This window comes from Affinundibacterium danionis, assembly GCF_042432465.1.
In the GTDB taxonomy this organism is placed as follows: Bacteria; Pseudomonadota; Gammaproteobacteria; order Burkholderiales; family Burkholderiaceae_D; genus Undibacterium; species Undibacterium danionis.
The window spans coordinates 575,773-589,646 of the sequence record NZ_JBHLXJ010000009.1; the positions used below are offsets into that span (position 1 = coordinate 575,773).

At 45.6% G+C, this 13,874-nt stretch carries 12 protein-coding genes; 5 read left to right on the plus strand and 7 right to left on the minus strand.

The window, feature by feature from the left end:
* Nucleotides 1–56 precede the first annotated feature (56 nt).
* The 3 genes from ACFFJH_RS10650 to ACFFJH_RS10660 all read right to left on the minus strand — a co-directional run bounded on the left by ACFFJH_RS10650 (nt 57) and on the right by ACFFJH_RS10660 (nt 3,238).
* Nucleotides 57–1,178 carry a beta-ketoacyl-ACP synthase III gene (locus ACFFJH_RS10650; protein ID WP_390212334.1) on the minus strand — a complete coding sequence of 374 codons (1,122 nt, stop codon included), beginning with the start codon at nt 1,176–1,178 and terminating at the stop codon, nt 57–59.
* 205 nt (nt 1,179–1,383) lie between these two features.
* Nucleotides 1,384–2,007, minus strand: coding sequence for a YitT family protein (locus ACFFJH_RS10655; RefSeq protein ID WP_390212336.1), 624 nt, complete (start codon nt 2,005–2,007; stop codon nt 1,384–1,386).
* A 223-nt stretch (nt 2,008–2,230) separates the two neighbouring features.
* Nucleotides 2,231–3,238, minus strand: coding sequence for a tetratricopeptide repeat protein (locus ACFFJH_RS10660; RefSeq protein ID WP_390212338.1), 1,008 nt, complete (start codon nt 3,236–3,238; stop codon nt 2,231–2,233).
* A 367-nt stretch (nt 3,239–3,605) separates the two neighbouring features.
* Here ACFFJH_RS10660 and ACFFJH_RS10665 point away from each other — a divergent pair, with 367 nt between their 5' ends.
* Nucleotides 3,606–4,913, plus strand: a complete 1,308-nt coding sequence (locus tag ACFFJH_RS10665) for a hemolysin family protein (RefSeq protein WP_390212340.1) — start codon at nt 3,606–3,608, stop codon at nt 4,911–4,913.
* Between the two features lie 45 nt (nt 4,914–4,958).
* On the opposite strand, the gene ACFFJH_RS10670 is transcribed toward ACFFJH_RS10665, so the two are convergent.
* Both ACFFJH_RS10670 and ACFFJH_RS10675 read right to left on the minus strand, forming a co-directional pair.
* Nucleotides 4,959–6,086 carry a 6-phosphofructokinase gene (locus ACFFJH_RS10670; RefSeq protein WP_390212342.1) on the minus strand — a complete coding sequence of 376 codons (1,128 nt, stop codon included), beginning with the start codon at nt 6,084–6,086 and terminating at the stop codon, nt 4,959–4,961.
* A gap of 60 nt (nt 6,087–6,146) precedes the next feature.
* The gene (locus tag ACFFJH_RS10675) at nt 6,147–7,007 is read right to left on the minus strand and encodes an MBL fold metallo-hydrolase (protein WP_390212344.1); all 861 of its coding nucleotides are present in this window, start codon (nt 7,005–7,007) and stop codon (nt 6,147–6,149) included.
* 239 nt (nt 7,008–7,246) lie between these two features.
* Here ACFFJH_RS10675 and ACFFJH_RS10680 point away from each other — a divergent pair, with 239 nt between their 5' ends.
* Both ACFFJH_RS10680 and ACFFJH_RS10685 read left to right on the plus strand, forming a co-directional pair.
* A complete protein-coding gene (locus ACFFJH_RS10680) occupies nt 7,247–8,065 on the plus strand; it encodes a sulfite exporter TauE/SafE family protein (protein ID WP_390212345.1) in 819 nt (272 codons plus the stop codon).
* 135 nt (nt 8,066–8,200) lie between these two features.
* On the plus strand, nt 8,201–8,554 hold the full coding sequence (locus ACFFJH_RS10685; RefSeq protein WP_390212346.1) for a CZB domain-containing protein: 354 nt from the start codon (nt 8,201–8,203) through the stop codon (nt 8,552–8,554).
* 129 nt (nt 8,555–8,683) lie between these two features.
* On the opposite strand, the gene ACFFJH_RS10690 is transcribed toward ACFFJH_RS10685, so the two are convergent.
* Complete coding sequence (locus tag ACFFJH_RS10690; protein WP_390212349.1) at nt 8,684–9,025, minus strand: ArsR/SmtB family transcription factor; 342 nt, start codon at nt 9,023–9,025, stop codon at nt 8,684–8,686.
* Between the two features lie 340 nt (nt 9,026–9,365).
* Here ACFFJH_RS10690 and ACFFJH_RS10695 point away from each other — a divergent pair, with 340 nt between their 5' ends.
* The gene (locus tag ACFFJH_RS10695) at nt 9,366–11,960 is read left to right on the plus strand and encodes a M14 metallopeptidase family protein (protein WP_390212352.1); all 2,595 of its coding nucleotides are present in this window, start codon (nt 9,366–9,368) and stop codon (nt 11,958–11,960) included.
* 167 nt (nt 11,961–12,127) lie between these two features.
* Here the strand turns inward: ACFFJH_RS10695 and ACFFJH_RS10700 are convergent, their stop codons facing one another.
* Complete coding sequence (locus tag ACFFJH_RS10700; protein ID WP_390212354.1) at nt 12,128–12,643, minus strand: response regulator; 516 nt, start codon at nt 12,641–12,643, stop codon at nt 12,128–12,130.
* Between the two features lie 146 nt (nt 12,644–12,789).
* On the opposite strand from ACFFJH_RS10700, the gene ybiB reads away from it, so the two are divergent.
* Complete coding sequence (gene ybiB, locus ACFFJH_RS10705; RefSeq protein ID WP_390212356.1) at nt 12,790–13,806, plus strand: DNA-binding protein YbiB; 1,017 nt, start codon at nt 12,790–12,792, stop codon at nt 13,804–13,806.
* Nucleotides 13,807–13,874 lie beyond the last annotated feature (68 nt).

Consider the following 13,874-nt stretch of genomic DNA (forward strand, 5'->3'; position numbering starts at 1 on the left):
TTTTGTTTGCGTAGATTTCATTTTACGCAGACTTACAATCAGATTAATTCAAGAAACTACAATCTTTTCACCACGACGCAACCGATAGAATAACCAGCGCCGAAAGAACAAATCACGCCTATCGCATCTTTGCTTAAATCATCTTGATGCTTGTGAAAGGCGATGATAGATCCGGCCGACGAGGTGTTGGCATAAGTGTCCAAAATAGTCGGCGATTCCTCTGGTGTCGCATCACGGCCAAGTATTAATCTGGCGATTAATAAGTTCATATTTAGGTTGGCTTGATGTAGCCAAAACCGTTGAATTTGACTAATCTCTAAACCAGAATTTTGTACTGTGGTGGTGATGGTTTCTGCTGCCATAGGACAGACTTCTTTAAATACTTTACGGCCTTGTTGACGGAATAATTTATCCGGTTTGCCGACGCCAGATTCATCTGCGCGATTTAAGAAACCAAAATTATTCCGAATATTATTGGAGAATTGCGTTTTGAGTTTCATACCCAAAATCGCGAATTGGTGCGGGGACGTTGCGAGGTCCGCCCGTTCTACGATAATCGCCGTGCAGGCATCGCCGAAAATAAAATGGCTGTCGCGATCTCGCCAGTTTAGGTGGCCGCTAGTAATTTCAGGATTGACTACCAGCACAGCGCGTGCCTGACCGCTTTGGATCGCGCTCATAGCAGCTTGAATGCCGAACGTAGCGGAGGAACAGGCGACATTAATATCGTAACCGTAGCCATCGATGCCGAGAGCATTTTGAATCTCCACCGCCATCGCTGGATAGGCTCTTTGCATATTACTTGCTGCGCAAATCACCGCATCAATATCGGCGACGGTTTTGCCCGCACGCTCTAAAGCCTGATGTGCTGCAACCACAGCCATTTGACACATAATGGACGCTTCGTCGTCGGAACGCTCTGGAATGCGCGGCACCATGCGATTGATGTCGAGTACACCGGCTTTGTCCATCACATAACGCGATTTAATGCCGGAGGCTTTTTCAATAAAGGCGACGCTAGAGGGTTCTAAAGCGTTGATGCTACCATCACTAATGGCATCTGCATGTTCAGTGTTGAACTGTTCAACATACGCATTAAAGCTGGCAATCAGTTCTTCGTTGGAGATGGATTGTTCGGGTGTGTATAGGCCAGTGCCGCTGATGACAACTTGATACATCTGGGTTTCCTCGGTTGGATGTGGGTGAGGTAAGCTGCGTAGCTTCTTATTTTGAATAGAAATCACGAGATAAGATTCATTCGTAATTTTTATCCAATTCTGGCGACGCTTAGCTTACTGATTCTACACAAGTCCAAGGAATTTACCGCGGAAACACAGAAAATTTAGAGGACTTATTCCAACAAAGCCACTAATCACAGCCCAGCTAGACCGCCATGTAGCGCCCAGGTCTGTGATTAAGCATGATCGCAAGATTGAGTACCACGGCGCCGAGTATAGAAGCCAGCATGGCCATGGGGGGCACGACCATAAATGAAGCCAATACGATGCAGACATCCATGCCCATTTGTAATTTGCCAGCACGAATTCCATGCTTATCTTGCAAATATAAACTCAGAATATTGATGCCTCCGAGACTTGCTTGGTGACGAAACAAAACAATAAATCCCACGCCCATCAGCGAGCCACCTAACAGTGCGACATAAAATGGTGTGAGACTACTTAGTTGAATTAATTTAGGATGCAATCCAGATAATACTGATACTAGGGCGACCGAACAGAAAGTTTTGAGGGTAAATTTCCAACCCATGCGTTTCCAGGCAAGCCAGTAAAAAGGTATGTTCAGTAGGAAAAAAACCACGCCAAAGGAATATCCGGTCGCGTAGTGAATTAGAAAAGCTAAGCCAGCAGTACCACCGGTAAATAGTCCAACTTGATTAAACATGGCAACGCCGAGCGAGACTAATAATGTGCCCGTGAGGATGGCAAGTACATCTTCAATCAGATTATGTGGAACGGCGGGTGTTGGGATAGGCATTGCAGTTTTCATACAAAAATAACTCTGTAGCGGCGTGGTATGCCGAGAGCATTATTGTAGCTTTGCTGTTACCGGCAGAAATGGCTGGGAACTGCTTATCTGCGCTTTGCTTGATGCGGGTCAAACTCATTTGATTGCAGGCCAAGTAAGTTCGCCTGCAATCAAACTTCGTATAGTGGCGGCACTTTGCACTCGGTGCCGCCACTTAAAAAAACTATGGGACTTTAGTATGAGCTTAGCTTTTTAAAGATTTAATCAAATCTTCGACTTCAGATTTGGTTTTCTTCGGTAGCTCTGGTTTGAAATTTAAAGCTTTTTCGAAAGCTGCCAAGGCCTTCACTTTATCGCCTAGCAGTTGCCAAGATTTTCCTAATCGATAGAAGATGGCGGCACTCGCGTCTATCGTCATGGCCTTCTCCAAAAGAGGGATGGCGTCTTTTGCTTTGCCTTGTTCTTGCATGGTTTTTCCTAATCCAAAATAACCATGCACTGCATCTGGGAAGCGTTGAGTCAGCTCGCGGAAGATTCGTTCTGCTTCGGCAAATTTTTTCGCGTTAACTTGAGCATGTCCTATGCCTGACAAAATATTCCGTTGTTGACGTGCCAGCGCCTCTGAATTGCTGGTATTGACTGCCAACGCACCGGAAGTCGCGCGTTCTATATTATCGTCTTGTAAATCTAAACTGGCTTGCAGCAAAGCGCCGGCAGCGGGGCTAAATTTAATGGTTTCGACGATCAAATCTTTAGCCTTACCGGTACCACCGCCTACAAAACTAGGTGCTTGTAAATAAAACTGCATTAAAGAGGATCGCGCGCTGAAATTATTCGGATCAAGCTCGATGGCTTTCTTAAATGAGTCACGAATTTTGCCTACGTAACCGATAGCCGACATGACGCCACCTTTTTGTGCCTTGGTACCAAGTACATTACCCAGCGCTTCGTGGCATTCAGAGTTTTTGGGGTGGGCATTGATACATTGTTCTGCGTATTTACTGGCTTCATCCAAACGGCTTTCTTTACCTTCTATCAAGATGAGCTCAGTTTTTGCGATCAGGGCATCTGGATTATTCGGTTCGCTCGTTAATTTTGTAGCGACTGCTTTTTCTACTTCCGCATATTTTTTTGCTTTGAGTAATGCATCGTATTCGTGTGCTGTAGCGATATTAGAAGCGAAAAGAGCTGCTGCTAAGGAAACTAAGGGAACTAAAGGAATCAAAGGTGTCAGAGTTAATTGCGGTTTCATTGGCAAGTCCTGTAAATGAAGAAAAAATACATGAGGCGTGCAGAGTGTTACTTTTGCATTAACGATTGTCAATATAAAAGCGATGACACACAATTTAACAATGATGAAATGCTAGAAAAGCGGCGCGAGTGGAAATGGATACTTGCTTGTCGCCTAGATCTTCGGATCGATAGGATATGAATGCCTTATCTGCGTGCATTATTTGAGTGAATTATTTGAGCGAATTACCAGTAGGTTAATATTACTGAATAAATTTGAGTGTTTTATCGCATTGAAGGACATTCTTGTAAGCTTTCTTATCGTTTGTCATAGCCTAGCCTTAATTCTAGGGTAAAGTTATGGCTTCTTCATTTTGGAAAGTTGGTCGTTGGATAATCTACTATTAATCGTGGCAGCATTATTTTTGGTGTTGCTGAATGGTTTTTTTGTGGCAGCCGAATTTGGTTTGGTCAAATTGCGGCAAACCCGAGTGCGTAGCCTTGCTAAAGTAAATGGCGTCAGAGGGCGCTTGTTAGGCACCGTTCATCAACATTTGGATGCTTATCTTTCCGCTTGTCAGCTTGGTATTACCTTAGCTTCTTTGGGACTGGGCTGGATCGGTGAACCAGCTTTTGCGCGCGTGCTTGAGCCTTTGCTGACGCAGGTTGGTGTCGAGTCCCCCAAATTAGTACATGGTATTTCCTTCTTTTTCGCCTTCTTTGTCATCTCATTCTTACATATCGTCATTGGTGAATTAGCCCCCAAGTCGATGGCGATTCGCATGCCTGAACGCGTATCTTTATGGACTGCGCCTGCGCTCTATTTATTCTATTGGGCGATGTTTCCCGCCATCTGGGTGTTAAATAAAAGTGCTAACGCCATTTTGTCTTGGTTAGGCTTGGATGCCGCACATGGCCAAGATGCGCACTATTCACCGGAAGAGTTAAAGATGATCTTGCGTGGCAGTCATGCCAGCAAAAAGCTTACGCCGGATGAATGGAGCATCATGGCGCAGATGCTAGATTTTGGTGATTTAGAAATTTCAGATTTAATGCGCCCGATTAATGAAGTGGTCGCGATGTATAAGGACGCGTCTCTAGAAGAGAATATGGCAACCGCTGCGCGTAATCGATTTAGTCGTTATCCCTACATTGATAGCGATGGTGAAACGGTCTTGGGTACTTTGCATTTAAAAGATTTATTTTTAGCGCAGCAAAGCGGCAAGTCTTTGCAAGATCTGAGTAAACATTTACGTCACGTTGAATACGTACCGCCTAATATGCCAGCACTAGAATTGTTCCGTCGTTTCCGCAAAGGGGCGCCGCATTTTGCCATGGTCGGATATCGTGATAGCAAGCCGGTTGGCTTTCTAACTTTAGATAATTTGCTGAGTGCCTTGGTGGGACAGATTCGTGATGAATTCCGTCAGAACGATAATGATTGGACTTTGTTAGATGACGGTACCTTGATAGGCAAAGGTAGCTTACCTTTATTTACCTTAGGCATTGCACTGGGAATTGATTTGGATAGTGAAGAAGTCGAATCTATCGGCGGCTTAATTATGCATGCCTTGGGAGATTTGCCGGAAGAAGGGCAAAAAATAGAGTTTCCTCAATTTGATGCCGTTGTTAAGAAGATGAATGGACCGCGTATCGTCTTGGTTCGCATACATCCCAAAGTGGGCGAGGAAATGTAATTGGATTTCGCGGTGACTAAGCGACGTTAAGCCTCGTTAAGCGACTTAGTCACCCAGACAGATGCCGATATCGCGCGCAGTTTGCAAGGTGTCACCATCTAAAGGTACACCTTTCATACGGCCAGCGACTTCTGCTAGATTCACATATTTCACATTCGGAAAATCGAGTGCGACCATGATGCCCGAATGGCCTTGTTGTAATGCGCGAACAGCAGCGGCACCAAAACGCATAGCCGCTAAGCGATCAAAAGCAGTCGGGCTACCGCCACGCAAGAGATGACCAAGCACAACCGCACGAGCTTCTTTTCCTGTGTGCTGTTGTAATTGTCGTGCTAGTTGTTCGCCTATTCCTCCCAAACGTTCTACGGTTCCCAAGCCCGCTGCTTGCTCCAGATGGTGTTGCCCCTCTTTTGGCAGTGCGCCTTCGGCTGCGACGATAATGCTGTAATGGCGTCCGGCTTTTGCTCGGGCTTCTATTTTTGCAGCGATCTTTTCCAGATCATAAGGAATCTCAGGTATCAATATGGCGTGTGCCGTGCTGGCCATGCCCGCATGGAGTGCGATCCAGCCCGCATAACGTCCCATGACTTCCACCACCATAATTCGTTGATGGCTTTCTGCCGTGCTATGCAGTCTATCTATGCATTCGGTAGCAAATGCGACTGCCGTATCAAAACCGAAAGTGGTGTAGGTCTTGTCGAGATCGTTGTCGATCGTTTTGGGTACACCGATCACGCGCAAACCTTGTGCAAGACCTCGTTCGTGTAAGGCGTTGGCAATCGTTAAGGTGCCATCACCACCGACACAAATCAGTGCATCAATTTCTCTATCTCGTAGATGTTGAATGATGTCTTGCCCGCGATCGACTTCTTTTTGTTCGCCATTACTATTGGTCACCACGAAGCGCAGTGGATTGCCATGATTGGTGGTGCCAAGGATGGTGCCGCCTAGATGACTGATGCCGCGCACCTGATCTTTACTTAATGGGAAGACGCCGTTTTCAGGATAGCGATCAGGTCGCAAAATACCATTAAATCCCTCACGTATACCAAAGCATTCCCAGCCAAGACGAGTCGCGGCTAATACGACGGAGCGAATCACTGCATTGAGGCCGGGCGCGTCTCCACCTCCGGTAGAAATAGCGATACGACGTATAGGAATTTGGCTTTGCATAGGAATGTTTTTCTGTGTGCGAGTGCTGGTTGAATGCTATTAAATTCTATTAAATACCATTTATATTCCATTAAGAGGAATTTTTAAATAGCTAATGCCGTTCGCTTCGGGTGGTGGTGGCATGCCTGCACGGATATTGATTTGTACCGAAGGCAGAATTAATACAGGCATGTCTAATGTCGCGTCGCGTGTTTTGCGCATAGTCACAAACTCTTCTTCGCTAACCCCATCATGTACGTGGATGTTATTACGCTTTTGTTCTGCGACGCTGGTTTCAAATCGAATGGCGCGTCCATTGGGCGGATAATCGTGGCAGATAAAAATGCGCGTCTGCTCCGGCAAGCTCAATAATTTTCTTACCGAGCGAAATAGCATGTGTGCGTCACCTCCGGGGAAATCGCAACGTGCCGTGCCGACATCCGGCATAAACATGGTGTCTCCCACAAAAATAGCGTCGCCTATTTGATATGCCATGTCGGCTGGCGTATGTCCGGGCACGTATAGCGCTTTTGCTTTTAAAGTGCCGATAAAAAATTCTTCATCCTCTGAAAATAGATGATCGAATTGTGAGCCATTGATGGGGAAATCTGATTCTAGATGGAATAATTTTTTGAAGACATTTTGTACTTGATTGATATGTGCACCGATCGCGATTTTGCCGCCTGCCTGTTGTTGCAGGTAATGTGCGGCTGAGATATGGTCGGCATGCGCGTGGGTTTCTATAATCCACTCTAGATTCAGATTTTGTTCGCGTACAGCTTGGAGCAGCTGATCTGCACTCTGGGTTTTTGTGCGTCCCGATTTGGGGTCGTAATCTAATACGGGATCTATAATCGCTGCATGACCGCCAACGCGATCAAAAACTAAATGACTAGCGGTGCAGGTGACTGGGTCAAAAAAACTTTGGATTTGAGGATTCATGAGAATGTAGAGTGAGTAATACCAATTGACTTGCATAATATCAAACCATAAAATGAACGCAAGACAATTCCTACCCGCTGCGCTGTAATAGATAGATCTTAGGCACATTAAAGACAGGTATCAGGTAACATAATTTGCTGAGATTTATTTGGCTGCAATCTAATTTGTTTCGATTTAATTTGCAGCTATAAGTCGAGACTTAATTCCTCTTTTTCTTCCCTGCTTTTACAAGATAATTTATGACTTTAATCACACTACTGTTAGTTCTGAGTATTGGAATTGGCGTAGGCGTAATAATGGGATTAACTGGCGCTGGCGGCGGTATGTTAGCGGTACCGGCCTTGGTTTATAGTCAAGGATGGACTATGCAACAAGCGATGCCAGTAGCTTTATTAGCGGTGAGTCTTGGCGCATTGATAGGCGCGATTGATGGACTACGTCGCAAGCAAGTGAGATACAAAGCGGCTACTTTGATGGCAATCGCTGGAGCACCGCTGACCTCACTTGGTATTTTGGCTGCACAAAATATGTCACAGCGGTGGTTGATGTTAACTTTTTCTGCCGTCTTATTGGTTGTGGTGGCACGTCTAGTTTTTCAAGCGAAGTCGCAATTGTTGGGCTACTCGCAAGCGGCTGAACGACAGGATGCGATGGCATGTGTTAATCATAAAACAGGCAAGTTTGATTGGACCCTCAAAACCGCAAGTGTGATAAGTTTAATTGGCGCTTGTGCTGGTTTTTTTACTGGATTACTTGGTGTTGGTGGTGGTTTTATTATCGTACCTCTGCTGCGGCATTTCACCAATTTATCCATGCAAAGTGCAGCAGCAACTTCATTAATGGTGATTGCCTTAGTTGGAGCGGTTGCAGTTGCTTCAGCGATTTTGCACGGCATCGATATTCCATTCATTTTTTCTCTCACGTTTGCATTTGCATCAGTCGCTGGCGTTTTATTTGGTCGGCGTGTCGCCAACCGTTTGCCTTCTGCGAGCGTGCAATTGATATTTGCGGGAATGTTAGTCTGTGTGGCGTTTAGTTTCTTAGTGAAAGCTTGGTAGATTGAATTAGTAATACCACTAATAGCGAATATTGGGCTGTGGATTTGTCGTACTTTCTTGATCAAGATTAATTCCGTTCGTACTTTAATGCCTATAATCAATCACGATAAATGTTATTTTTTATAGGAGTTATTTATGGATTTGAATCAAGCCGTTGCCAAACACCTTGAGTGGAAAACCACCCTCCGCACCGCGATTACGCGGCAGGCAAATTTGGATGTGAAAACAGTATCGGCTGACAATTGTTGTGAACTCGGCAAATGGCTTCATGGTGACGCTAAGACGCAGTTTTCGAATTTAAATTCTTATAAGAACACGCTACAAAAACATGCTGAATTTCATGCAGAGGCGGGACGTGTAGCGACTGCCATCAATTCAAAGAAATACGCTGAGGCGGAAACGATGTTGGGCGCTGGCACTGCTTATGCAAAAGCATCGAGTGCGGTTGGCATTGCCATCGGAAGTTTTAAGCAAGAGGCCGGACTTTAATTGGATCAGAGGCGATTTCGATTTTCCCAATTAATATGAAAAATAGTTTGATCTTTTAGCCAAATTAGCCACGCCATCACGATGATGGTTTTCTTACGCTGCGCTAACTAATCTCATGCTTAGGTCAAACTATTTATTCTTGGGCACTAAGGCATTTAATAGTGTCGCTTGATTTTCAAGTTGGCGAGCAACATTGCCGCACACCAGATCACATAAAGCATAAATGCCCGGGTCGGCGATCCGATAATAAACTGAAGTACCACGACCTTCGCGCGCTACTAACCCGTGCTTGGCCAATGTCGATAAATGGCGTGATATATTCGCTTGCGAGCAAGCGCAGGCTTCGGCGAGTTCGCCGACATTTTTCTCTCCTTCACGCAAGTAATTTAAGATACGTAAGCGACTAGGTTCCGCCAGCGCGGAAAAATATTGGGCGACTTGGCTCAATGCTTGTTCGGATAAACCTTCCATATTGCTGCAAATAAGAATGATAACTTCGTTATGGTAACGCTTTTGTGACTAACGTGGTTTTTTCATCTGCTTGCTTTGATTTAAATAGTGAAACTGAAGTTTGGATATTGCGGTTTCGAGATCGATGTTTCGAACTTAATATTTCGATATTCATGTATTGAGATTGGGAAGTTTCAAAGCCTAGTTTTATTACTTTTTAATTTGGGATATCTTTTATGTAAGTTGAGCTAATAGTGGAACTTATGCCGTAAAACTTACTCGAAAGTAAGAGAATTCACTCTTGCAAAAAGAGAGTGCAATCCGGAATTCAATTCATATACCTAAAAATAAGGATAAACTCATGTCCCCTAAAAAAATCGTACAAGCGATTGGTCTTGCCTTTTGTATTTCCATAAGCGCAGCCCAATCATTTGCGGCAACTCCCGCATCTGTGTTACCAGCGCACGCCCGAGCCGACAAAATCACGGCGCCAGCCGCTAGTTTGGGATTTGAATTAGGAGAGTGGCATGCACGACCAGAGCAATTGGTCGCTTACTACCAATTATTAGCCAGCCAATCGCCAAGGGTGCAGGTTAAGGTGGTCGGCTACACTCATGAACGTCGCCCGATATTGAATGTCATTATCACTAGCCCAAAAAATCAGGCACGTCTGGCGGAGATAGAGGCTGCGCGTGGACGAGGTGAAAGTGATACACCGTTAGTGGTGTATTTAGGCTACAGCGTACACGGCAATGAACCTAGTGGTGCGAATGCGGCACCTGCGGTGGCCTGGCATTTGGCTAGCTCTACTGATGCTAGCGTGAGCGAGATGTTGGATCGTACGGTGGTGGTGATTGATCCCATGTTGAACCCTGACGGTTTGGCGCGTTTTGCATCTTGGGCGAATGCGTATCGTGGTCAGACTTTGGTTTCAGATCCGAATACCTTAGAACACAATCAAAGCTGGCCTAGCGCGCGTGGCAATCATTATTGGTTTGATTTGAATCGTGACTGGTTATGGTTGCAGCATCCCGAGTCTCGTGCGCATGTCGCAACGTTCCAAACTTGGCGTCCGCATGTATTTGGCGATTTTCATGAACAGGGCACTGATGCTACTTATTTCTTCCAGCCTGGCGTACCTACCCGTACCCATCCATTGACGCCACAAAACAATCAAAGTCTGACAGAAGCGATCGCAAAATTTCATGCCAAGGCGTTCGATGCGCGTGGTGAGTTCTATTTTAGTCGTGAAGGCTTCGATGACTTTTACTATGGCAAAGGATCGACTTACCCAGATGTACAAGGCAGTGTTGGTATCTTGTTTGAGCAAGCCAGTTCACGCGGACATGTGCAAGATTCACGCAATGGTATTTTAAAATTCGAACACACGATCGCGAATCAAATCACGACTTCTTTGAGCACTTTGCAAGCAGCCGATGCTATGCGCGAGCAATTAATCTCGCATCAAAAAAACTTCTTTGAAGAAGCGAAAAAAATGGCGGCCGCAGATCCAAATCGCGCCATGCTATTTGCTGCTGAAGGTAATCCTGCACGTTTGCGTGATTTTGCCAATTTGTTGAAACAGCATGGTATCGCAGTGCATCAGGTGAAAGGAAGTGTCATTATCAACGGTCTGCGTTACGATGCACGTAATGCGATTGCGGTGCCACTCAATCAGCGTCAAAACCGTTTGCTGGAAGGCATTACCGAGCTGCGTACTCAATTTAAAGATAATACTTTTTATGATGTCTCAGCATGGAGTGTGACCAAGGCATACGACTTGGCAAGTGCAAAGAGTTCAGGTGATGTGATTGGTGATCCGTTACCGGCATTACCTAAAGCAAGCTTAAAAAACGAATCAAATATTGCCTATGCTTTTGCTTGGGAAAATGACGATGCCGCACCTTTGTTGGCCGAGTTGAGTCAGGCTGGTTTACGCTTGCGCACTATTACTAAACCGATGCGTATACAAACGACCGATGGCACTAAGGATTTGGGGATAGGTAGCGTCATTATTCCGGTAGCAATGCAAAATATGTCATCTGCAAACCTCGCTGAAATCGTACGTAAAGCGACGGCTAATTACAGCGTTGATGTGTTGGCCTTGACCTCAGGTGCTGGCGGTACTGGCGTGGATTTAGGCAGCGCTAGTTTGAAATCTGTAGAGCGTCCACGGGTTGCCATGTTGACCGGCACTGGCTTGGATTCGACCTCGGTCGGTGAGCTTTGGCATTGGCTCGACACCCATTTGCATTTGCCTGTGACTCAGTTGAATTTGGATCGTGTCGGCAGCGTGCAGTTAGAGCGTTACACGCATATTGTGATGGCTGATGGTAACTATCGTTTATCGGAAGAAGCAAACAAAAATATTGAGCGTTTTGTGAGGCAAGGTGGTGTCGTGATTGGGGTTGAAGGCGCATTAAAATGGGCCAGCAGCCAATCATACTTGCACACCAAGTTGGTGAAAAACGAGGTGGCGAAAAAGGCCGAGTCGGATGATAAGAAAGCGGATGAGAAGAAGTCTAAAGATAGTCGATTGGCTTATAAAGATCAGGATGCAAACGCCGCCAAGGAATTGGTTGCTGGTGTGATTTTTGAAACGGACATCGATCGTAGTCATCCTTTGGCAGCGGGAATTCCTCGTGATCAATTGCCAGTATTTAGAGCTCAAGCGGATGTTTATAAGTTGGAAGGCGATCGTTATGGCACCGTTGCCGCTTATAGCAGTGCTCCAGTTATTAGTGGTTATGTTTCTGCGGAAAATGCAAAACGAATCGCAGGTTCTGCTGCTTTCACTGCCCAGCGTGTAGGTGGTGGTAGCGTGATTTTAGCGAGTGCAGCTTTGGGCTTTAGAAGCGGTTGGCTGGGCAGTCGTCGCTTATTAGAAAATGCCCTATTCTTTGGTAAAGCTTTCGAAAAAGCCAGAGTTGAGGGCAACGATGAAAACGAAGATTGATAGAGCTACTTTTTGCTAGAGATCAGTTGTTGATCGGATAAAAATAGCTTTCATAGGCACAAGGCCTTTTCCCGCACATGCGATGAAAAGGTCTTGTATTTTTTTGTGACGTGAATTTGGATATCGTAAAAGAGATTATCGAATTTCTAGTTCTAAAATCTCTAGTTCTAGAGCATAAAGCGTTTGAATAAACTAGGTTTAGTCATGGGGTTGACCGTGTTGGCTTTGACTAGATCTAGCATCGCCACAATTTTTTCATGGGTAATCGGTTTCTCAAAACTCGCATGTACTTTTAAGCCTTGAATACGCGCAATTTTTTCCGCGAAGTTGAGAATAGGTCCATTGTAGTTGGAGAGCGATAAATGGCTATCGACGGGCGGTATTAGATTATGTCCAGAAATAATTAATATATCCGCCTGACAACCATCAAGTGCAAGATGACTGAGTAGCTCCATGCCACCTAATTGCGGCATGCACAAATCACAGATAATCAGATTTGGGCGCTGCTGCGCTTGACGGTAGGCGTTCAAACCTTCTAGGCCGTTGTGCGCCAGTTTGATTGAGCCTACGCCCAGATCGCGCAAGGCGACACTAAACAGTTCCAATAAAAACTGATCATCGTCGACCAATAAAACATGTAAGCCCGAGTAATCCACATGGGGATTTAGGGTGGTGGTATTCATGATTTTTCTTAGTTAGGTGGGGTGTGTAAAGTATAGCGACATTTCTACTAAATTAACAATATTTGCGATAAGCGTCACGAGTTTCACGATTTTCTGTTGCTTAGCGATGTTTTGCCAGGCTTGCGGCCACAGTGTAAGCTAGCGGTATGAAAAATAATCTATCAACGAATTCGCATGAAGAGTTAGCGCTGGAATTTCGCGCAGCTCGTTTTATCAAGGAAATAGGACGAGGCAAAGATGGCGCTCGAAGTTTGTCGCGTCAAGATGCGTTTGATTTATATAGCGCGATGCTAGACGGACGAGTGTCCGATTTGGAAATGGGCGGCATCCTACTGGCGATGCGTATCAAAGGAGAGTCCATTGATGAGATTGCTGGTTTTCTTGAGGCGACAATTACTGCGCTGGCGCCTATGCATGCGCCAACTGATAGTGAATTTGCTCCTATCGTGATCCCTAGCTATAACGGTGCGCGCAAGAAGCCAAACTTAACGCCCTTGTTAGCGATGTTACTGGTTCAGTCGGGCGCGCCTGTGCTAATCCATGGTGTCACCCGAGATACTGGAAGAGTTACTAGTGCTGAAATTTTGCAATTGTTGAACGTAGTGCCAGCGCAGAATGCGGCGCAAGCGCAAAATCAGTTGCAGGAACAACGTCTAACATTTATGCCCATACAAGTTCTTGCGCCTAAAATGCATAGAATTTTGGCGATGCGTGCGGTGTTGGGGGTTCGCAATTCTACCCATACCTTGGTGAAGTTGCTTCAGCCTTTCGCTAAGTCAGGACATCCTGCGCTACATTTGAATTCATATACGCATCCAGAATACCAACTGATGTTAGATGCTTATTTGCGAACATTACATCAGCCGCCATTGGGCGCAACGTTGTTGATGCGGGCCACCGAAGGCGAGGCTGTTGCTAGTACGGGGCGTGCCCAGCAAATAGATTGCTATTACCTGGGGCAGCAAAGGCGCTTGTGTGAAACGGAGTCTCAATTAGGCGCTGCGATCGAAAATTTGCCCTTAAGTGCGGAAGCGGCCGAGACCGCGACTTGGACGCAAAGCGTATTAGCTGGTGAGATTGCCGTTCCTGTGAATATCGCGCGTCAACGTGATTTATGTCTGCAAATCGCAAGGGAAATACAAGAGGCGAAGCAAGCGGCATAGCTAGGTTTAGATCTCTTAATGAGGCAGGGTTTGCGTAAAATACGCATTTGTGGTGTTGAGTTCGCCTT